Annotated in this window: 20 protein-coding genes; 8 read left to right on the top strand and 12 right to left on the bottom strand. The window is 69.5% G+C overall.

The window, feature by feature from the left end; all coding sequences use genetic code 11:
• Positions 1–32 precede the first annotated feature (32 nt).
• From mnmA to DL991_RS25295, 4 genes are read right to left on the bottom strand one after another with little or no spacing between them, the layout of a single operon-like run.
• Complete coding sequence (gene mnmA / locus DL991_RS25280) at positions 33–1124, bottom strand: tRNA 2-thiouridine(34) synthase MnmA (RefSeq protein ID WP_125786797.1); 1092 nt, start codon at positions 1122–1124, stop codon at positions 33–35.
• Positions 1125–1129: 5 nt separating this feature from the next.
• Entirely contained in the window at positions 1130–2326 is a 1197-nt protein-coding gene (locus DL991_RS25285; RefSeq protein ID WP_125786798.1) for a cysteine desulfurase family protein, read from the bottom strand.
• A 49-nt stretch (positions 2327–2375) separates the two neighbouring features.
• Positions 2376–3755, bottom strand: coding sequence for an MFS transporter (locus tag DL991_RS25290; RefSeq protein ID WP_125786799.1), 1380 nt, complete (start codon positions 3753–3755; stop codon positions 2376–2378).
• Between the two features lie 33 nt (positions 3756–3788).
• Entirely contained in the window at positions 3789–5045 is a 1257-nt protein-coding gene (locus DL991_RS25295) for a LuxR C-terminal-related transcriptional regulator (protein ID WP_125786800.1), read from the bottom strand.
• Between the two features lie 134 nt (positions 5046–5179).
• On the opposite strand from DL991_RS25295, the gene DL991_RS25300 reads away from it, so the two are divergent.
• Positions 5180–6070, top strand: coding sequence for an NADP-dependent oxidoreductase (locus tag DL991_RS25300; protein ID WP_125786801.1), 891 nt, complete (start codon positions 5180–5182; stop codon positions 6068–6070).
• Positions 6071–6154: 84 nt separating this feature from the next.
• Here DL991_RS25300 and DL991_RS25305 read toward each other — a convergent pair whose 3' ends face one another.
• From DL991_RS25305 to DL991_RS25320, 4 genes are all read right to left on the bottom strand, one after another.
• Entirely contained in the window at positions 6155–7063 is a 909-nt protein-coding gene (locus DL991_RS25305) for a 1-acyl-sn-glycerol-3-phosphate acyltransferase (RefSeq protein WP_125786802.1), read from the bottom strand.
• Complete coding sequence (locus tag DL991_RS25310; RefSeq protein ID WP_125786803.1) at positions 7060–7842, bottom strand: GNAT family N-acetyltransferase; 783 nt, start codon at positions 7840–7842, stop codon at positions 7060–7062. Before DL991_RS25310 ends, DL991_RS25305 begins: the two co-directional genes overlap by 4 nt.
• A 176-nt stretch (positions 7843–8018) precedes the next feature.
• Complete coding sequence (locus tag DL991_RS25315; RefSeq protein ID WP_125786804.1) at positions 8019–8978, bottom strand: electron transfer flavoprotein subunit alpha/FixB family protein; 960 nt, start codon at positions 8976–8978, stop codon at positions 8019–8021.
• 26 nt (positions 8979–9004) lie between these two features.
• Entirely contained in the window at positions 9005–9790 is a 786-nt protein-coding gene (locus DL991_RS25320; RefSeq protein WP_125786805.1) for an electron transfer flavoprotein subunit beta/FixA family protein, read from the bottom strand.
• A gap of 243 nt (positions 9791–10033) precedes the next feature.
• On the opposite strand from DL991_RS25320, the gene DL991_RS25325 reads away from it, so the two are divergent.
• Positions 10034–10885: a DegV family protein gene (locus DL991_RS25325; protein ID WP_125786806.1), complete on the top strand. Its 852-nt coding sequence runs from the start codon at positions 10034–10036 to the stop codon at positions 10883–10885.
• Here DL991_RS25325 and DL991_RS25330 read toward each other — a convergent pair.
• Positions 10866–11288 (bottom strand): hypothetical protein, encoded by a 423-nt coding sequence (locus DL991_RS25330; protein WP_125786807.1) that lies wholly within the window; start codon positions 11286–11288, stop codon positions 10866–10868. The two genes, DL991_RS25325 and DL991_RS25330, sit on opposite strands and share 20 nt — an antisense overlap.
• A 128-nt stretch (positions 11289–11416) precedes the next feature.
• Here DL991_RS25330 and DL991_RS25335 point away from each other — a divergent pair, with 128 nt between their 5' ends.
• From DL991_RS25335 to DL991_RS25355, 5 genes are all read left to right on the top strand, one after another.
• Positions 11417–12190 carry a class I SAM-dependent methyltransferase gene (locus DL991_RS25335; RefSeq protein ID WP_125786808.1) on the top strand — a complete coding sequence of 258 codons (774 nt, stop codon included), beginning with the start codon at positions 11417–11419 and terminating at the stop codon, positions 12188–12190.
• Positions 12187–13701 (top strand): glycoside hydrolase family 57 protein, encoded by a 1515-nt coding sequence (locus tag DL991_RS25340; RefSeq protein ID WP_125786809.1) that lies wholly within the window; start codon positions 12187–12189, stop codon positions 13699–13701. Before DL991_RS25335 ends, DL991_RS25340 begins: the two co-directional genes overlap by 4 nt.
• A 14-nt stretch (positions 13702–13715) precedes the next feature.
• Positions 13716–14204 carry a glutathione peroxidase gene (locus DL991_RS25345; protein ID WP_125786810.1) on the top strand — a complete coding sequence of 163 codons (489 nt, stop codon included), beginning with the start codon at positions 13716–13718 and terminating at the stop codon, positions 14202–14204.
• Positions 14205–14483: 279 nt separating this feature from the next.
• Positions 14484–15545 carry a serine protease gene (locus DL991_RS25350; protein WP_125786811.1) on the top strand — a complete coding sequence of 354 codons (1062 nt, stop codon included), beginning with the start codon at positions 14484–14486 and terminating at the stop codon, positions 15543–15545.
• Positions 15545–15772, top strand: coding sequence for a hypothetical protein (locus DL991_RS25355; RefSeq protein ID WP_125786812.1), 228 nt, complete (start codon positions 15545–15547; stop codon positions 15770–15772). Before DL991_RS25350 ends, DL991_RS25355 begins: the two co-directional genes overlap by 1 nt.
• Here the strand turns inward: DL991_RS25355 and DL991_RS25360 are convergent.
• Positions 15760–17526 (bottom strand): glycoside hydrolase family 2 protein, encoded by a 1767-nt coding sequence (locus DL991_RS25360; protein WP_125786813.1) that lies wholly within the window; start codon positions 17524–17526, stop codon positions 15760–15762. The genes DL991_RS25355 and DL991_RS25360 overlap by 13 nt on opposite strands.
• A 108-nt stretch (positions 17527–17634) precedes the next feature.
• On the opposite strand from DL991_RS25360, the gene DL991_RS25365 reads away from it, so the two are divergent.
• Positions 17635–18888 carry a glycosyltransferase family 4 protein gene (locus DL991_RS25365; RefSeq protein ID WP_125786814.1) on the top strand — a complete coding sequence of 418 codons (1254 nt, stop codon included), beginning with the start codon at positions 17635–17637 and terminating at the stop codon, positions 18886–18888.
• A gap of 178 nt (positions 18889–19066) precedes the next feature.
• On the opposite strand, the gene DL991_RS43785 is transcribed toward DL991_RS25365, so the two are convergent.
• Both DL991_RS43785 and DL991_RS25370 read right to left on the bottom strand, forming a co-directional pair.
• The gene (locus DL991_RS43785) at positions 19067–19198 is read right to left on the bottom strand and encodes a hypothetical protein (protein ID WP_255431241.1); all 132 of its coding nucleotides are present in this window, start codon (positions 19196–19198) and stop codon (positions 19067–19069) included.
• Between the two features lie 119 nt (positions 19199–19317).
• Positions 19318–20103, bottom strand: coding sequence for a trans-aconitate 2-methyltransferase (locus tag DL991_RS25370; protein WP_125786815.1), 786 nt, complete (start codon positions 20101–20103; stop codon positions 19318–19320).
• Between the last annotated feature and the right edge of the window lie 66 nt (positions 20104–20169).

The raw sequence follows: 20169 nt of genomic DNA on the forward strand, positions 1-20169 counted from the left end.
GACCGCAACCAGGTGCCGAGTTGCGGAAGGGGTTAGCGGGTCCCCGAGATCTTCGCGCTGCCGAGCACGAGGTCGCCTTCGACCGCGTCGGTGCGGTACAGCACGACGACCTGCCCAGGCGCGACGCCGCGCAGCGGCTCACGAAGCTGAATGGTCACCGAGTCGCCCGAAACCTCAGCGACGGCCTCGACGATCCCGCCGTGCGCGCGTACCTGCACGACACACTCGATCGGGCCGTCCAGCGGCCGCTCGCTCGGCCAGATCGGGCGGTCCGCCTCGATCACGTTCACGCCGAGGTCCCGCGCGGAACCGACCTTCACGGTGCCCGAAACCGGCTCCAGCGAAAGCACGTAGCGCGGCCGCCCGTCCGGCGCCGGCGCCTCGATGCCGAGTCCCTTGCGCTGGCCGACGGTGAACCCGTGCACGCCGGTGTGCTCACCGAGCACGGCGCCGGTCTCGGCGTCGACGAGCTGCCCGGGACGCTGACCGAGCCGCTTCTCCAGGAAGCTCTTGGTGTCGCCGTCCGGGATGAAGCAGATGTCGTGGCTGTCCGGCTTCTTCGCGACCGAAAGGCCACGGCTCGCGGCCTCGGCACGCACGTCGGTCTTCCACGAGTCGCCCAGCGGGAACAGCGAATGCCGCAGCTGCTCCGGCGTGAGCGAGGCCAGCACGTAGGACTGGTCCTTGCCCGAATCGACGCTGCGCCGCAGCTCCGGCACACCGTCCACAAGGGACAGACGGGCGTAGTGCCCGGTGGCGACCGCGTCGAAGCCGAGCGCCATCGCCTTGTCCAGCAACGCTTCGAACTTGATCTTCTCGTTGCAGGTGACGCACGGATTGGGCGTCCGGCCCGCGGCGTACTCGCCGACGAAGGTTTCGATGACCTCTTCGGTGAACCGCTCGGCGAAGTCCCAGATGTAGAACGGGATGCCGAGGATGTCCGCGGCGCGTCGTGCGTCGCCCGAGTCCTCGATCGTGCAGCAGCCCCGGGATCCGGTGCGCAGCGTGCCGGGCTTCGCCGACAGTGCCAGGTGCACGCCGACGACCTCGTGCCCGGCGTCCACGGCGCGCGCGGCGGCCACCGCCGAGTCCACTCCCCCGCTCATCGCGGCCAGTACGCGCATCTTCCTCACACCTCTTGCTTCTGCGTCTGCTTGCGCATTCCGGCGAGTCCCGCCTGCCTCGCCCTGTCGACGACGCCCGCGATCTCCTTCGAAACCGCTTCAACGTCTTCCGGTGCCGAGGTATGCCCGAACGAGAACCGCAGCGATCCGCGCGCGGACGCGGGTTCGGCGCCCATGGCCAGCAGCACGTGGCTCGGCTGCGCGACACCCGCCGTGCAGGCCGAACCGGTGGAACATTCGATGCCCTTGGCGTCCAAGAGCATCAACAGGCTGTCACCCGCGCAACCGGGGAAGGTGAAGTGGGCGTGCGTGGGCAGGCGCTCGCCCTCGCCGCCGTTGAGCACCACGTCCGGCACCTCGCGCCGGACGGCCTCGATCAGGTCGTCCCGCAGTTCGGCGACGCGTTTGGCGTACTCCTCGCGGCCTTCGACCGTGGCCTTCACCGCCGTCGCGAACGCGATCACCGCGGGGACGTCGAGGGTGCCCGAACGCACCGCTCGCTCCTGGCCGCCGCCGTGCAGGACCGGCACGCACGCGGTGTCGCGGCCGAGCAGCAGCGCGCCGACGCCGTATGGGCCGCCCAGTTTGTGCGCGGTGAGGGTCAGCGCGGCCGCGCCGCTCTCGGCGAAGTCGACCGGCACCGCGCCGACGGCCTGCACGGCGTCGGTGTGCAGCGGGATGTCGTGTTCGGCGCAGACGGCGGCGAGCGCGGCGATCGGGTTGACCGTGCCGACCTCGTTGTTCGCCCACATCAAGGTGGCCAGCGCGACCGTCTCGGGGCTGTCGCCGATGGCGGTGCGCAGCGCCTGGGGGGTCACCCGGCCGGCCTGGTCGACCTCGACCCAGACGATCTCGGCGTCCGCGTGCTGCTCCAGCCACTCGACGGACTCGAGGACGGCGTGGTGCTCGACGGTGCTGCACAGCACCCTGTTCCGCCGCGGATCTTCGCCGTTGCGGGCCCAGAAGATGCCCTTGACCGCGAGGTTGTCGCTCTCGGTGCCGCCGGCGGTGAAGATCACCTCGGACGGCCGGGCGCCCAGCGCCTCCGCGATCACTTCGCGAGCTTCTTCGACCCGGCGGCGGGCCCGGCGCCCCGAGGAATGCAGCGCGGAGGCGTTGCCCACTGTGGACAGCGCCTCTGACATCGCCGCTACGGCTTCGGGCAACATCGGGGTGGTCGCCGCGTGGTCGAGATAGGTCATCGCACCCTTCAGGGTAGCCCGCTCCGGGGCGTGACCAAGCCCACCCTGCTCAGCGGGTGGCGCCGCTCATACCGGACGGCCACCGGCCGGTCACCCGCACCCCGAGCAACGCGATGCCGGTCAGCACGACCGAAAGCACCACGATCGCCACCGAAGGCTCTTTCGCCGACGCCAGGGAAGCGAGCAGAACTCCACCCAAACCGATGGTCAGAGCCGATCCGACCCAGTCGCCGAGCTGCAGCGCCGAGGTGTTGAAGCCGCGTTCGGCCTCCGGCGAGTAGCGGAGCAGCAGCACCGAGATCGCGGGCATCGCGATACCCATCCCGGCGCCGCCCACCGCCGACGCCACGAACGCCATCCAGCTGGGGAACGAGGGCAGCGGGACGAAGACGAAGATCGCCAAACCGGCCGCGACCAGCGCGAACCCGGTCCGAAGGGACGCTTCGCGCGACCAGTCCAGCATGCGGCCCTGCAGCATCGAGCCCGCCGACCAGCCCAGCGCGGTCACCGTGAGCGGCAGCCCGGCCAGCGCGGGGCTGTAGCCGTGGACCTCGGTCATCGTGAGCGGCAGGTACGCCTCCATCCCGGCGTACGCGCCCGCGATCAGTGCTCGCGAGGCGATCACTGTCGGCAACCCCGGCCGCGACGTCAGTGTGCCGGCGGGCAGGAGTTTGCGGAGGGCGTACGCGAGGGCGAAGAGACCGGCGCCGCCGTAGGCCAGCGCCGCGAGGGACGGGTGCTGCGCCGCCCAGGTGAGCGCGGCGACGCCGAGGGCGGCGACCACCGCGGGCACGATCCCGGCCCGGCCGGCGGATTCGCCAGGTACGTGGACGGGCAGCTTGCGCGTGACCAGGACCAGCAACGCGAGCCCGATCCCGGTGAGCGGGATCAGTCCCAGGAACACCCAGCGCCAGCCGAGGCTCACGGTCACCACTCCCGCGATCGAGGGACCGATCACCGCGGGCAGCACCCACGCGGCGGCGTTGGCGGCGTAGATCACCGGGCGTTCGCGGTCGCTGAAGGTGAGCGCGATCAGCAGCGACACCGAGACCAGCAGAAGACCGGAACCGAAACCCTGCAATCCCCTGCCGAGTAGGAGCAGCGGCATGTCGTGAGCGAGCCCCGCGACCAGCAGCCCGGCGGCGAACAGCGCGGTACCGGCGAGCAGCGCGGGCGCCGGGCCCTTGCGGTCACCGAGGCGTCCGGAAAGGACGGTCGCGACCACGCTGGCGACCAGGAAGGTGGTGAAGGGCCAGGCGTACAGCGCGAGGCCGTCGAGATCGGCCACCATCGTCGGCATCGCGGTGGCGACGCCCATGCTCTCGAACGCGATGAGGGTGACCATGAGCAGCAGCCCGATCGTGGTCACGCGGTGTTCAGGTGTCCAGAGCACACCCTTCGGCTTGGCCTTGTCCCCAGTGATCGTCATACGACGAGCCTGCAACCTCCAGTTCGGTGGAGGTCAAGCGCTGACGGACTCCAGGCGCAGCTCACGGGCCAGCACGGCGGCCTCGCCGCGCGAGGTGACTTCCAGCTTCCCGAGGATCTTCCGCACGTGGAACTTCACCGTGTGTTCGGTCAGCGCCAGCTCTTCGGCGATCTGCCGGTTCCGCTTCCCGCGCGAGATCCCGGCGAGGACTTCGAGTTCACGCGGGTTCAGCCGATCGAGCGGGCGCAGTTCCGGCGTTTCCTGGACGCCCAACGGCAGGACGGCGGTGATCGTGGCACCCCAATCGGGTACCGCGTCGACCTCCCAGCGTCCGCCGAGCGGGGTGATCCGCTCGGTGAGACCGGTGGCGGGCACGGCGCGGGCGACGTCCGGGCCGTCGTCCCGCACGGTGACCCGGAGCGTCTCCCCGTCGATCCGCCAGGACGCCCGGACCCGGGCGCTGCCCCGCTCCAGCGCGGAGAGCACGAGGCCGCGCGAGACCGTGCGCGCGGTGTGCGCGATGTCCTGCGGGAGCGGCCGTCCGTCACCGGGCCCGGCGAGCTCGACGGTCACGTCGTTGTGGCGCACCAAGGGATCCAGCTGCGTGACAAGGGTGTCGAACGCCTCCGACGCCGGCTCCGCCGAGAGTTCCTGATCGCGGTCCGCGATCGAGCGCAGTTCGACCAGTGCGGTCGCGGCGAGGTCGGTCGCGGCTTGCCGGGCGGCGGCGTCGCCGAGCCGCCGTGATCGCAGCACCGAGAGCAACGACGTCAACGCGGTCGCGTGGGTCTGTCCCAGATCGGTGATCGCCCGCGCCCGGGCGGTCGCCGCCGCGATGTTGCTCTCCAGGACCGCGGGTTCGGGGTCGGAGGCGCGCTGGGCCGCGTTCACGCTGACGATGTCCCACAGCTTGGCGACGAACTCGAGCGCGCCGTCCGCGGGCGCGTCCTCGGTGGGGACGAGCGCGATCATCGCGCCCTTGCCGATCACCGGGGCCGAGGTCAGGACGACCAGTTTCCGGCGTTTCCCGCCGAGTGTCTCCTCGGTGACCACCGCCTGGCCCGGAACGCCGAGCGAGCCGAGCCGCTGGAGCTCCGCGCTCGTGACCGCGCCGGTGATCGCCGGATCGCCGTGGACCTTGATCGGAAGGCGGGAGCAGTCACCGGTCTCCATGGCCGCCGCGCGATGCGGCAGTACGGCCGCGGCCGTCGCGGAGAAACGCGGCAGGAGTTCGGGGCGCGGAGCGGCGAGCATGTACTCGACCTGGCTCAACACGTGCAGCGGGTCCATGAGTCCACAGTAGGCGCGGCTCGGCGCGGGGACGCTGCTCTCCCGGCTAGTGAACACTGCTCGTCCGACTGGTTCGGGCGAGGTCCGGGCGCCGCTTGACTGATCGCAGCGAAGAAATCCCGATAGGAGCGAACATGCGAGCGATCACCATCACCCAGTACGGCGAAGCGGACGTCCTGGGGCTTGCCGAGGTCCCGCTGCCGGAGCCCGGCCCTGGCCAGGTGCGGGTCGCGGTCAAGGCCGCCGGTGTCAACCCGATCGACTGGAAGATCCGGTCCGGCGCCATGGCGGAGATCCGCCCGGTCGAGTTCCCGCACATCCTCGGCCTGGAACTGGCGGGTGTGGTGGACGCGGTGGGCGAAGGCGCCGGTTTCGCCGTCGGTGACGAGGTCTTCGGCTGGTCCGACACCGGCACGTACGCGGAGTACGCGCTGGCGACCAAGGTCATCCGCAAACCCGCCGGGCTTTCGTGGCCCGTGGCCGCCTCGCTGCCCATCGTCGGTGAGACGGCCTTGCGGGTGCTGGGGGAACTCGAGGTCAAACCGGGCGAGACGGTGGTGATCCACGGCGCGAGCGGCCAGGTCGGCCGGATCGCCACCCAGGCCGCCGTCGCACTCGGCGCCACGGTCATCGGGCTCGCCGGCGCTTCGTCTCTGGACGAGGTGAAGGAACTCGGCGCGGTGCCGGTGAAATACGGCGACGGCTGGGTGTCGCGGGTCCGGTCGGTGGCGCCGGACGGTGTCGACGCGGTGTTCGACGCGGCGGGCTTCGGTGTTCTGGGTGAGTCCGTCGAACTGCTCGGATCACCCGAGCGGCTGATCACCATCGCCGACCCGTCGGCGTACGCGCAGGGGCTGAAGTTCTCGGCGGGCGGCTCGGAAAGCGGGGCGGTGCTCGAGGATCTGGTCGCGCGGGACCTGAAGCTGAAGCTGGGCTCCAGCTACGCGCTCGCCGATGCCGCCGAGGCGCACCGGGAAAGCGCCACGGGTCACGCGGGCGGGAAGATCACGCTGACCTTCGACTGACAGCGCGCGAGCCCGCCGGCGGCTGCAATGAAGGGGCCTTTCATTGCAAATTTTGCAATGAAAGGCCCCTTCATTGCACGCGCGCTAGGGAGAGACCGTCTCGGAAGCCGAAGGCGCCGAAGGGGCGACCGGAGCCGGGAACGGAGCCGCAACGCGACGCCGCCGCTGCACCGGGATCTGCACCCGCCCGAGCGCCGCCTGCACCGCGGATTCCGCCAGCAGGGCCAGTTCCCGCCGGTCCGAGGCGCGACCCGGCGCGATCTCCGGGCACACGTGCACCTCCAGCACCAGACCGCGCAGCGCCGCGACCCGGCGCAGCGAGGCGATGAGCGACTCCGGCCCGATGAACGCCGGCTGGGTCGTCTCCCGCCCGTCGGCGAGCCGGAAGCGCAGCGCGAGCGGCCGCACCGGGACCCCGCCGTCGATCGCGGCCTGGAAGGTCGCCGGGCGGAACCGGCCCGAACCCAGACCGCACCAGGTGGTGCCCTCCGGCGTCACGCTGACGAGTGATCCGCCGCGCATCGCGTCGGCGAGTTCGTCCATCGTCGCGGGCAGGCTGCGCAGGTTCTCCCGGTCGAGGAAGATGCTGCCGCCGCGGCGCACCAGCAGGCCGAGCACCGGCCAGGTGCCGACCTCCTTCTTGGCGAGCGCCCGCATCGGCTGGACGGCGTTGACCGCGATGATGTCCAGCCACGAGATGTGGTTGTTCACCACCAGCGCGCCGCGGCCGGGCACGGCGCGGAACCGCTCGTCGCCGAGCACGCGCAGCTTCACCCCGAACGAGCGAAGGATCCCCACGAAAAGCAGGCGTACCAACCGTTCCCGGGGCATGCCACGCAACACGAGCACCAGCGGGGCCGACAGGAAAGCACCGAAGATGACGCCGATCGCCGCGGTGAACCGCAGGACGCGCCGGGGGAACGCCACCGTCGGCGCCCCTTCGCTCAGGCAGCCGTCGCCGCACGGCGACTTCGGCATCCAGGCGTGAGTCATCCCTGCACTCCCAGGAAGAACTTGAGGTATCGCTCGTCGACGTTGTGCAGATCCAGCAGGACGAAGAAGTCCGCGACACCGAAATCCGCGTCGAGCGCGGGCGGGCCGTAGATTTTCGCGCCAAGGCGCGTGTAGCCCTTGATGAGCGGCGGGAGGATCGCGCGGCTCGGCCGTTCGAGATCCTCGGTCCGCCAAGGGTTCAACGGCGTCACGCGGAGGGATTCGTCCGCATAGTGCTTGGCGCGCAGGACATCCCAGACACCTGCCGCGTACGCCCCGCCGTCGGTCAGCGGCACGGAGGCGCAGCCCGCGAGGTACCGGTGGCCCGCCAGCAGCATGTAGCGCCCGATCCCCGCCCAGACGAGGCTCACCACGGCTCCGCTGCGATGGTCGGGGTGCACGCACGAGCGGCCCGTCTCGACCAGCGAAGGACGCAGCGAATCGAGCGCGGTGAGATCGAATTCGCTGTCGGAGTAAAGCTTTCCCGCCCGCGCGGCCCGATCGGGCGGCAACATCCGGTACGTGCCCACGATCTCGCCGGTGTTGTCGTCCCGCACCACGAGGTGATCGCAGAACTCGTCGAAGTAGTCGACGTCGAGGCCGGGTTCGAGCGAATTGAGCGTCGCGCCCATTTCCTCGGCGAACACCTGATATCGAAGGCGTTGCGCGGCAACGACTTCTTCGTTCCCGTTCGCCACGAGGAGGGAGTAACGCGGCGCGTCGGCCGGGAGTTCGACACCTGCCTGGTCAGTACTGACGAGGAGCTGTGACGTCGTCATAACCAAGGTCTACCCCTCGGGGGGTACCAACGACAATGCGCCTGATGGCCGATTAGTGCACGTTCAGTTAATTGCGGGTTCTCAGGGTTCTCTCAGGCTGGAAGATCACTTTCGGATCACAGAAAAGGGGCCGCCCGGGAAAGAAATCCCGGACGGCCCCGCTTCGGACGTAGGACTCAGCCCTTGCGCTTCCGGACCTCTTCGGTCAGCTGCGGCGCGACGTTGAACAGGTCGCCCACCACACCGAAGTCGGCGATCTCGAAGATCGGCGCCTCGGCGTCCTTGTTGACCGCGATGATGGTCTTCGAGGTCTGCATACCGGCCCGGTGCTGGATCGCACCGGAGATGCCCAGCGCGATGTACAGCTGCGGCGAAACCGTCTTACCGGTCTGGCCGACCTGGAACTGCGCCGGGTAGTAGCCCGAGTCGACGGCGGCGCGGGAAGCACCGACGGCGGCACCGAGCGAGTCGGCGAGCGTCTCGACGACGTCGAACTTGTCGGCCGAGCCGACACCGCGGCCACCGGAGACGACGACCGAGGCCTCGGTCAGCTCCGGCCGGTCGCCGCCGACGATCGGCTCGACGCCGGTGATCTTGGCGGACTTCGCCGGGTCGCCCGCGGGGACCTCGACGGTCTCCTCGGCGGCCGCGCCTTCGGCCGGGGCGGCCTCGACCGCGCCGGGGCGGACCGAGATGACCGGGACACCCTTGGTGGACTTGGACTTCACGGAGAACGCGCCACCGAAGATGGACTGGTCCACGCTGCCGTCGCTGTTCACGCCGACGGCGTCGTACAGCAGACCGGAGCCGAGGCGGACCGCGACACGGGCGGACACCTCCTTGCCCTCGGCGCTGGCCGCGACGAGCACGGCCGCCGGGGAGGTCCGCTCCGCGAGCGCGGCGAGGACATCCACCTTCGGGGTGACCAGGAAGCCGGTGGCGTTGTCGCCCTCGGCGACGTACACCTTGGCGGCGCCGTGCGCGGCGAGGGCTTCCTTCGCCTTGGCGGCGGTGCCGGTCGGGCCGACGACGACCGCGGACGGCTCACCCAGTTCACGAGCGGCGGTCAGCAGCTCGAGCGTGACCTTCTTGACTTCACCGTCGACGTGGTCGACGAGGACGAGTACTTCAGCCATTTCCCTATTCCTCCTCGAAACCTGTCTCAGATGAGCTTCTGCGCGACCAGGTAGGCGGCCACCTTGCTGCCGCCGTCACCCTCGTCCTCGACGCGCTCACCGGCGGTGCGCTGCGGCTTCGGGGAGGCTTCGAGCACGGACGACCAGGCGTTGCCGAGGCCGACCTCGCCGGCGTCGACGCCCAGGTCCGCGACGGTCAGCGTCTCGACCGGCTTCTTCTTCGCGGCCATGATGCCCTTGAAGGAGGGGTAGCGCGGCTCGTTGATCTTCTCGCCGACGCTCACCACCGCGGGCAGGTTCGCCTCGAGGTGCGTGACGCCGTCCTCGGTGTAGCGGTCGGCCTTGATCGAGGTGCCGTCGACGGTCAGCTCGTTCACGTGGGTGAGCTGCGGCAGGCCGAGCAGCTCGGCGATGATCGCCGGCACGGCGCCACCGCGGCCGTCGGAGGCCTCGTTACCGGTGATGACCAGGTCGAAGCCTTCGACCTTCGAGATCGCGGCGGCCAGCACCTTGGCGGTGGCGATCGCGTCGGAGCCGTGAAGGGCCTCGTCGGAGACGTGGATGGCCTTGTCGGCACCCATGGAAAGCGCCTTGCGGATCGCGTCGGTCGCGCGGTCGGGACCCACCGAGACGACGGTGACCTCGCCCTCGCCTGCTTCCTTGATCTTCAGGGCTTCTTCGACGGCCTTCTCGTTGATCTCGTCGAGCACGGCGTCGGCGGATTCGCGGTCAAGAGTGTTGTCGGCACCGGAGAGCTTGCGCTCCGAGTAGGTGTCCGGTACCTGCTTGACCAGGACAACGATGTTCGTCATGGGTCTACTTCGACCTCCCGTTAGTGGCCGGCGTCGGCCACGGGGCAACAGCTCTACTGGCCGGTAGATTAGGGCCATTTCAGCGCCGCGGCCCGCCGAGGTGACCTCATTCACCTGGATGCACGTTTTAGTGGGACCATCGTCCAGGTAATTCACCCGGAAGTGAGTGTAACCGGGCGACTAACCCGAACGGCCGTATTCCGGGGTACTCCCGGTGTGTGCGACGGGCTAACCTGCCCCACCATGCGTTCCATGCCCGGCCCCGTCGCCGTGATCACGGACTCGACCGCCTGCCTTCCCGTCCCGGTCGCCGAACGCTGGGGAATCGGCGTCGTTCAGGTCCAACTGCAGGTCGGAGAGCACTTCGACGAAGAGAACCGCTACGACCGCGAGGAAATCATCGGCCATCTGCGGGCGGGCACGCCGGTGAAGACGGCGCCGCCCGAGGTCGCCGCGTTCTTCTGGGCGTTCCAGGACGCCGCGAGCAAGGGCGCCTCGGCGATCGTCAGCATCCACATCTCGGGCCGGATGTCGGAGACGGTGAACGCCGCCCGCGAGGCCGCCCAGCAGGTCAGCGTCCCGGTCCACGTCCTCGACAGCGGGACCACCGGGATGAGCCTCGGCTTCGCGGCGACCTCGGCGGCCAAGGTCGCCGCCGCCGGCGGGCAGGCCACCCGGGTCATCGACGCGGCCGAACGCCGGTTCCGCGGCAGCCGGGAGATCCTCTACGTCGACACGCTGGAGTTCCTGCGGCGTGGCGGCCGGATCGGCGCCGCGCAGGCGTTCCTCGGTTCGGCGTTCTCGATCAAACCCCTGCTCACGCTGAAGAACGGCGAGGTCGCGCCGCTGACCCGGGTGCCGGGCCAGCGGCGCGCGCTCAACAAACTCGTCGACCTCGCGGTGGAATGCGCGGGCGACCGGGACGTCGAAGTGGCCATCACCAGGTTCGGCCCCGACGAACGCGACCTCGAGATCGGCGGGCGGCTGCGGGCGCGGCTGCCCAAAATGGTCGACAGCACCCTGGTCGACGCCAGCATGATCCTCGGCGCCCACCTAGGCCCGGGCGCCATCGGCATCACGGTGTCGCCGGTGTAGTCCGCTTCGAGGGGATCAGCACCAGCACCACCGGGAGCACCGCCCCCAGCGCCGTCGTCACGACGATGAGCACCTGGTCCACCGGCTCGAAATGCGAGACGTGGCCGAGGTGGTAGAGGAAGTGCGGGAGCCCGAAACAGAAGGTGGCGAGCGCGGCGAGCCTGGCCACGGCGGTCGTCCCGATCACGGCGGCGCCGATCAGGATGGCGGCGAGCGCGAGGTTGAGGCCGCCGAAGTCGCGGATCAGGTGCTCGTTGAAGGGGCCGTCCATCGCCACCCAGCCGGTGCGGAACCCCGGGAAGTCCCGGTAGAAGCCCTCCGGGCTGATCAGCGGCCACAGCCCGACGGGCAGTTCGATGAGACCGAAGACGACGAGCAGTACGCGGGTGAATGTCCGTTGCATACCTTCTGGACTGCGCAGCGCCGCGAAACGTGACACCGCAATTAGTCACCTACTTGCGAGGGCCGCCCTCCGCAAGTAGGTGACTGGTTGCGGAGGGGATGGAAGTGACCGGCCGGTAGGGTCGCGGCGTGACCACCCCAGCCACCAGGGCCGAAGCGCTGCACCTCACCGGTGAACGCACCGTGCCGGGCATCGCCGAGGAAAACTATTGGTACCGCCGCCACGAGGCCGCGTATCAAAAGCTCCTGCCGCTGTGCGAGGGCAAGACCGTCCTGGAGGCAGGCTGCGGCGAGGGCTACGGCGCCGGGCTCATCGACACCGTCGCCGAGCGGGTGCTCGCGCTCGACTACGACGCCCCCACCACCGAGCACGTCGCCCGCCGCTACCCCGGCATCGGCGTGACCAGGGCGAACCTGGTGTTCCTGCCGCTGCGGGACGCCGCGGTCGACGTCGTCGCCAACTTCCAGGTGATCGAGCACCTCTGGGACCAAGGCGCCTTCCTCGCCGAATGCCACCGCGTGCTCGCCCCCGGCGGACGGCTGATCGTCACCACACCCAACCGGCTGACCTTCACCCCGGACAGCGACACCCCGCTCAACCCGTTCCACACCAGGGAACTCGCACCGTCCGAATTGGACGAACTGCTGCGTGACGCCGGTTTCGAGGTCGAGACGCTGCACGGTCTCCACCACGGCGAGGGCGTCGCGAAGCTCGACGCCAAGTACGGCGGCTCGATCATCGACGCGCAGCTCGACGTCGTCATGGGGCAGCTGCCCGGGCAGGCGACCTGGCCCGCGGAACTGCTCGCCGACGTCGAAGCCATCCAGGCCGCGGATTTCGCCGTCCACGGTGAAGACCTCGACGCCAGCCTCGACCTCGTCGCCGTGGCGGTGCGCCGATGACCGAATACGAGGGCACGTTCTGCCTCGTCGTGCACAGCCATCTGCCGTGGCTGCCGCACCACGGTTCCTGGCCGGTCGGCGAAGAATGGCTCTACCAGGCGTGGGCGCATTCCTACCTGCCGATGGTCGATCTCCTGCGCCGCTTCGCCGACGAGGGCCGCGAAGACGTCCTCACGCTCGGCATGACGCCGATCCTCGCCGCCCAGCTCGACGACCCGTACTGCATCGACGCCTTCCACGACTGGCTCGGGCACTGGCAGCTGCGCGCCTGGCACGCGTCCACGCTCTGGCGCGGCGGCGACCCGCTGCTGCGCGACCTCGCCGCGAGCGAATACCGGACCGCCACCAAAGCGTCAGAAGAACTCGAAACCCAATGGCGACATGGCTTCTCCCCCATCCTCCGGTCCTTTGTGGACAACGGGACGATCGAACTGCTCGGCGGCCCGCTGGCGCATCCGTTCCAGCCGCTGCTCGACCCCGCCGTCCGTGACTTCATGCTGCGCGGCGGTCTCGCCGACACCGCACTGCGGATCGGACGGCGTCCCGAAGGCATTTGGGCACCTGAATGCGGTTACGAACCCGGCATGGAAGCCGGTTACGCCGCCGCGGGTGTCCAGCGGTTCATGGTCGACGGCCCGTCCCTGCACGGCGACACGTCGGCGGCGCGGACCGTCGGCGATTCCGACGTCGTCTGCTTCGGCCGCGATCTCGAAGTCACGTACCGCGTCTGGTCGCCGAAGGCCGGCTACCCCGGCCACGCCGCCTATCGCGACTTCCACACCTGGGCGCACGAAGTCGGCCTCAAGCCGTCGAGGGTGACCGGCAAGACCGTCGAGCCGCCGGACAAGGCGCCGTACGATCCGGCGATGGCGGCGGCCACCCTCGGTGGCCACGTCCAGGACTTCGTCGACACCGTCGTCGCCCGGTTGCGCTCGCTCAAGGCCGAGCACGGCCGCGAATCGCTCGTCGTCGCCGCGTACGACACGGAACTGTTCGGGCACTGGTGGCACGAGGGTCCCGCCTGGCTCGAAGGCGTCCTGCGCGCGCTGCCCGAGGCGGGCGTCCGCGTCACCACCCTCAAGGGCGCGCTCGAAGCGGGCCACCTCGGCGGGAAGGTCGATCTCCCGGCGTCGTCGTGGGGATCGGGCAAGGACTGGCGGGTCTGGGACGGCGAGCAGGTCGCCGACATGGTGCGGGACAACACCGCGCTGCAGCACCGGATGCTCGACCTGGTCACCGGGATGGACACGACGACGCGTGACGCCGTCCGCGATCAGGCCGTCGCCGAAGCGATGCTGGCGCTTTCGAGCGACTGGGCGTTCATGGTCACCAAGGATTCCGCCGCCGACTACGCACGGCGGCGGGCGAAAGTGCACACCGAACGGTTCGACACGCTCGCCGGACTGCTCCGCGATGGAGCGCTCGACCGCGCGCGGGAGACCGCGGCCGCGTTTCGGCGCGACGATGGGCCCTTCGGCCATGTCGACGCGCGTGACCTGCTGAGGAAATGACGAAAGGGGCAACCATGGGGATCCACGACATCCCGCTGAAGACGCTCGCGGGCGAGGACACCACGCTCGGCGCGCTCGAAGGCAAGACGCTGCTGGTGGTGAACGTGGCGTCGAAATGCGGGCTGACGCCGCAGTACACCGGGCTGGAGAAGCTGCAGGAACGCTACGCGGACAAGGGTTTCTCCGTCGTCGGGTTCCCGTGCAACCAGTTCGCCGGGCAGGAGCCGGGCACCGCCGAGGAGATCCAGACCTTCTGCTCGACGACCTACGGCGTTTCGTTCCCGCTGTTCGAAAAGCTGGACGTGAACGGCGAAACCCGTCACCCGCTCTACGCCGAACTGACCAAGACGGCCGACTCGGAAGGCGCCGGCGGCGACGTGCAGTGGAACTTCGAGAAGTTCCTCGTCGCCCCGTCCGGTGAAGTGGTGGGACGTTTCCGCCCGCGCACCGAACCCGAAGACGACACGATCACCAAGGCGATCGAGGCGACCGTCGACGCCTGAATCGCGCTTTTCCCGGCAGCGGGCGGTTCACCGGAATGATCCGGTGAACCGCCCGTTTCTTTTTCCGCGAAATAAGGGACCAAAGTCCCTGAATGCGCCACAGCTCGGCGCGATGGCCGGTCGATAGATCACAAACCCTTGGCCTACAAGGGAAATCTCGACAGTCGACAATGAACCGGTCTACCCGTTTGCACTATGGCGCCACCAGGGCGAACGGAGCAGACTCGCTCGTCGGGGCCCCCTGCAATCCATCCGAAATCGCGGGAAAGCGTGGCCGACGTGATCGAAAACAATATGATCCCGGATGAATTCCTCTCACTGGCGAGTGTACAGGCGGCCGAGGAGGACGCACTGCTCTCCAGACAGAACGTCGTCGGTGTGGCACTCGGTACGAAATGGTCTCGCGGGATGGACACCGGTGAGAAGGCGATCACCGTTCTGGTCGACACGAAGATGCCGCACGAAATGCTCCGTGACGACGACCTGGTTCCCGCGACGCTCGCCGGGGTGCCCACCGACGTCCAGGAAGTCGGTGTCCTGCAAGCGGGCCGGAGCATCGCGCCGTCGAGGGCGAACGGTGCCGCCACGATGCTCGACGAGCCGCCGGCTCCGACGCTCGCCCGCCCCGACGAACTGGCCAGGGAGCAGGTCGGTCCGTTCACGCTGGCCAAGCGGTTCCGCCCGGCGTTCGGCGGGCTGAGCGTCGGCCACTTCAAGATCACCGCCGGCACCTACGGCACCGCCGTCTACGACGCCACCGCGTTGCCGGGGAAGCCGCCCAGGTACTACATCCTGAGCAACAACCACGTGCTGGCGAACTCGAACGCCGCCGCCATCGGCGACCCGATCCTGCAGCCCGGCCCGTTCGACGGCGGCGTCGTACCCACCGACGTCATCGCAAGGCTGAGCCGGTTCGTGCCGATCAAGTTCATCCAGCCGGGCCAGCCGGTGCCGTTGAACTTCGTCGACGCCGCGATCGCCGAAGGCCAGTTCCACGACCTCGACCGGCGGATCTTCTGGGTCGGCGACCTCAAGGGGACCAACGTGGCACCCGCGGTCGGCACGCTCGTGCAGAAGACCGGCCGGACCACGAACTGGACGACCGGACGGATCACGAACATCAACGCCACCGTCGACGTGAACTACGGCGGCGGCCGGGTGGCCCGGTTCGCGCAACAGCTGCTGACCACCGACATGTCGGCCGGTGGCGACTCGGGCAGCCTCGTGGCGGATCTGAGCGAGAACGCCGTCGGCCTGCTGTTCGCGGGTTCGCCGGTGGTCACCGTGATCAACCGGATCACACTGGTCGAAGCGTCGCTCGGGATCAGGGTGCATCCGTAGTGACCGACGAAATTCCGGATGTCGACGCCGCGCTCGTCTCGGCGTCACGCTGGCTCGACGACGTACCAGGAGTGGTCGGTGTCGGACAGGGCGAGGCCGAGGGGAAACCCACGATCGACGTGTGGATGACCCCCGGCCACGACCACGGGCAGCTGCCTTCCCAGCTGCTCGGGGTGCCCGTCCGGGTCCGGGACCCGGGCGGGCCGGTGGAGGCTCAGCCGGACTGACCCGCCGCGATGACCGCGCGGTTGCGGGCGGCCACGGTCGCGAGATCGGCCTTCAGCACCCGCCTGTCATAGGTGAGCAAGCCGTTGACCTCGTTTTCGACGTCGGTGGTCTGGGTGTAGATCGCGCCGGAGAGCCCGGCTTCGGGGATGATCCGTTCCAGGCGCTCGCTGACCTCGGCATAGCGTTCCGTGAGCTGTGCCGAGGTCAGCGTCATCTCGTAGGCCTGCGGTTCCCCCGGCCAGCGATGCTCGTCGAGGACCAGGCCGAGGCCGCCGTACTCGCCGTCGACGATCACCCGGCGGTCCTTCACCGCGGGTTTCCCCGGCCCCACATAGGTGTGGTCGTCGTAGACGTCGCCGGCACCGGCGTCCGGCCGCGAGAAACAGCAGTTCACGCCGCTGTTCGCGACGACGAGCCTGGTCGGGTCGAGGCGTTTCACCAGTTCCGCGACGCGTGCGGTGTCGAACTCGCCCCAGCCCTCGTTGAACGGCACCCAGCCGACGATCGAGGTCACCCCGCGCAGCTGCTCCACCATCTCGGTCAGCTCCGCTTCGAACCGCGCCTTCGCCTCCGGCACCGGATCGGGCGCTGTCCCGGGCGGACCGTCGAAGGAGACGGTGAGCGACGGCATGTCCTGCCAGACCAGCAGGCCCAGCCTGTCCGCCCAGGAATACCAGCGCTCCGGCTCGACCTTGACGTGCTTCCGGACGAAGTTGAAGCCGAGCTCCTTGGTCTTCTCCAGGTCGAACCGCAACGCCTCGTCGGTGGGCGCGGTGTAGACACCGTCCGGCCAGTAGCCCTGGTCGAGCGGGCCGTGCAGGAAGGTGATCCGGCCGTTGAGCGCGATCCGCGGCCTGCCCTCGGCGTCGGTGACCGTCCCGATCGTGCGGAGCCCGGTGTAGGACTCGACGGCGTCGAGCACGTTGCCGCTCTCGTCGAGCAATCGGACCTCGATGTCGTAGAGATACGGATCGTCCGGCGTCCACAGCCGCGGCGAAGGCACCTCCGCGCGCAACCGCCGTCCCGCATCCCCTAGGACGCGTGCCACCTCCGCGCCACCGGGCTCACTGACGATCGCTTCCACCTGGGTGCCGCCTGTGACCTTGGGCACAACCGTCACTCCGTCGAGGTCCGGTGTCACCTGGAGATCCCGGACGTACGCGGACGGCACCGGCTCCAGCCAGACGGTCTGCCAGATGCCGGAAGCGGCGGTGTAGAAGATCCCTTTCGCGTCGTTTCGCTGCTTGCCGACGGTGTGCGTCGAGGCATCGGTCCGGTCCGTCGCGCGGACGGTCAGTTCCTGCGATCCCGACGGGCGCAGCACGTCGGTGATGTCCGCGCTGAAGGCCGTGTACCCGCCTTCGTGGACGGCGACCTCCTGGTTGTTGACCCAGACCGTCGCGGACTGGTCGACGGCGCCGAAATGGAGCAGCACCCGCTGACCGTCCCATTCGGACGGGACCCGGAACACCTTGCGGTACCAGAGGGTTTCGTCGCGCCGCCCGATACCGGAGAGCGCCGACTCCGGCGGGTACGGCACCAGGATCCGCTCGCCGTACCCGCTCCCGCCGGGCGAGCCGCTGCCCGCGTACTCCCACACCCCGTTGAGGTTCAGCCAGCGCCGCCGGACCAGCCGCGGGCGCGGGTACTCCGGCAGCGCGTCGCCGGGTCCGACCTGCGCGGACCACGGGGTCGACAGCACCGGTTCGACGGGTTTGAAGGCCGGTTCGGCCGCGTTCACCGAGGACGTCATCAACCCGATGGTGGCAAAGATCGCCGCCCCTGTCGTCCGCCATCGGCTTCACCTGTGGGGGTGATCGCCCCGTCCCGGTGACGACCGACTCACGAGTAACCTCCACCCATGCGCGTGCTGATGTTGTCGTGGGAGTACCCACCCGTGGTCGTCGGCGGACTCGCACGGCACGTCCACGCCCTGGCCAGACACCTCGCCGGGCAGGGGCACGACGTGGTCGTCCTGTGCCGTCACACGGCGGGCACCGACGCCGAGACCCATCCCAGGACCGATCGCGTGGTCGAAGGCGTCCGGATCATCCGGGTCGCCGAAGACCCGATGCACGTGACCTTCGAACGGGACCTCGTCGCGTGGACGCTGGCCATGGGGCACGCGATGGTCCGCGCCGCCACCGACCTGCTGCGCGGCTGGCAGCCGGACGTCGTCCACGCGCACGACTGGCTGGTCACCCATCCCGCGATCGCGATCGCGGAGGCCGCGCGGGTGCCGCTGGTCGGCACGATCCACGCCACCGAGGCCGGGCGGCACTCCGGCTGGCTCTCGCATCCGCTGAACCAGCAGGTTCACTCGGTCGAATGGTGGCTCGCGAACCGCTCGGACGCGCTGATCACCTGCTCGCAGGCCATGCGCCGCGAGGTGGCGCAGCTGTTCGAGGTCGACGGCGACGCGGTCACCGTCATCCACAACGGCATCGAGGAACGCACCTGGCAGGTGCCCGCGGATGAGGTCGCGCACGCTCGCGAGGTCTACAGCCCCTCCGGGGCGCCGCTGCTGCTCTACTTCGGACGGCTGGAATGGGAAAAGGGTGTGCAGGACCTGCTCGCCGCGCTCCCCCGGATCCGCCGCGCCAAACCGGGGACACGGCTGGTCATCGCCGGAAAAGGGCGGCATCTGGAGGAGCTGGTCGATCAGGCACGCAAGCTGCGCGTGCGCCGCGCGGTGGACTTCGTCGGGCATCTCTCCGACCGCGAACTGCGCGCCGTGCTCGCTGCGGCCGACGCGGTCGTGCTGCCCAGCCGGTACGAACCGTTCGGGATCGTCGCGCTGGAAGCGGCCGCCGCGAAGGCGCCGCTCGTGGCGTCCACCGCCGGCGGACTCGGCGAGGTCGTCGTCGACGGCGAGACCGGCCTGGCGTTCAGCCCCGGCGACGTCGATGCCCTCGGGGACGCCGTCGAAGCGGTGCTGGACGACGAGGTCGCCGCGGCGCGGCGGGCACTGACCGCGCAGTCGCGCCTGGCCGCGGACTTCGACTGGGGCCGCATCGCCGAAGCGACCGCCGCCGTCTACCGGCGGGCCCGCGTCGGGGAGCCCGTGGAACTGGGGCGCCCGAAGATCGCGACGGGCAACGCCTTCGAACCCTGATCCCGCGCGTTTCGTGTTGCGAAAGCCACTTTCGCAACGTTGAAGGTTGCGAAAGTGGCTTTCGCAACCTCGGCGGGGCGGAGGACGGACCCGGGATGTCGGGGAACCCGGGTCCGCCCTCCACGAGCGTCGCGGGTCGCGAGGGGCGCGACCCCCGGGCTGCTCTAGGTGACGAAGATCAGAAGTGGCAGGGCCGCACACAGTCCGGCTGCACCGAGACCCCGGCCGAAGCGGACACCGCGGGGGCGGCGAGAGCGACGGCGAGGACGGCGAAGGTCGCGGCCAAGAGGGTCCTCAACTGCTTCTTCATGGTGGCTCCTCGGGGAAACGGGCGGAATTCCCACCCGGCGCCGAGCATCCGCGCGACCCGCCGCCGAAACAACGGGGGAATCACTACGTACCCCTACCTAATCGCGGTCCGTGACCGGTTCATCCCTTTCTGCCGATCAGGATCCGTACCTGGACCGGCTCCACGAACGGCGCGTACGGGGAAATGGCGGCGCTCAGCCGCTCCTCGAATCCGGCGCGCTCGGCCGGTTTCGGCAGCCGGTCCTCCGGGGTCGCGGAGTAGACCGCGCCGATGACGAATTCGAGGTCGATTTCGTCCTCGTACTCCACCACGTCCGAACCGGTGGCGAATCCGGCGGCCTCCAGGCTCGCGCGGTACCGGTCCTGTTCCTCTTGCCCGGCCCCGCAGGTGCGCACGAGCGGCTGACCGAGCCAGCCGGAAAGGTATTCGCGCAATGCCTTCGACCACGAACTCTCGTGCAGCCACATCGGCGCCCCGTTGGTGAGCACGGCGACCCCGCCGCCGGGCCGCAGCAGCGAACGGAGCGCGGGGAACAAGGTCGCGTGGTCCATCCAATGCAGGGCCTGCCCGATCGTGACCACGCCGAGACTGTCCCGCCCCAGCAACGTTCGCAGCGCCGGAACGTCGCTGTCGGCACCGACGAGCCAGTTCACGTTGGTGAGCCCGGACGTCGCTTTCCTCGCCTGGGCGAGCATGTCCGGTTCGGGATCCATCCCGATGACCGAACGGGTCCTGGCGGCGAGCGACCGGGTCAGCTGGCCGGTGCCGCAGCCGAGGTCCAGTGCCGTGTCTTCGGTGGACAGCCCGAATTCCACCACCAGCTTGTCGAAGATTTCGGCGGGGTAGCCACGGCGGTAGCGCTGATAGAACTCGGCGACCTCGCCGCTGAACTTCCACATCGTCATCCCGCGATCGTGACCTGTCCGAGGGGCTCCTCGCAGCCGCTTTCGCACACGGCGGAAAGCCACGAA

It is taken from the genome of Amycolatopsis sp. WAC 01375 (assembly GCF_003947325.1).
Lineage (GTDB): Bacteria > Actinomycetota > Actinomycetes > Mycobacteriales > Pseudonocardiaceae > Amycolatopsis.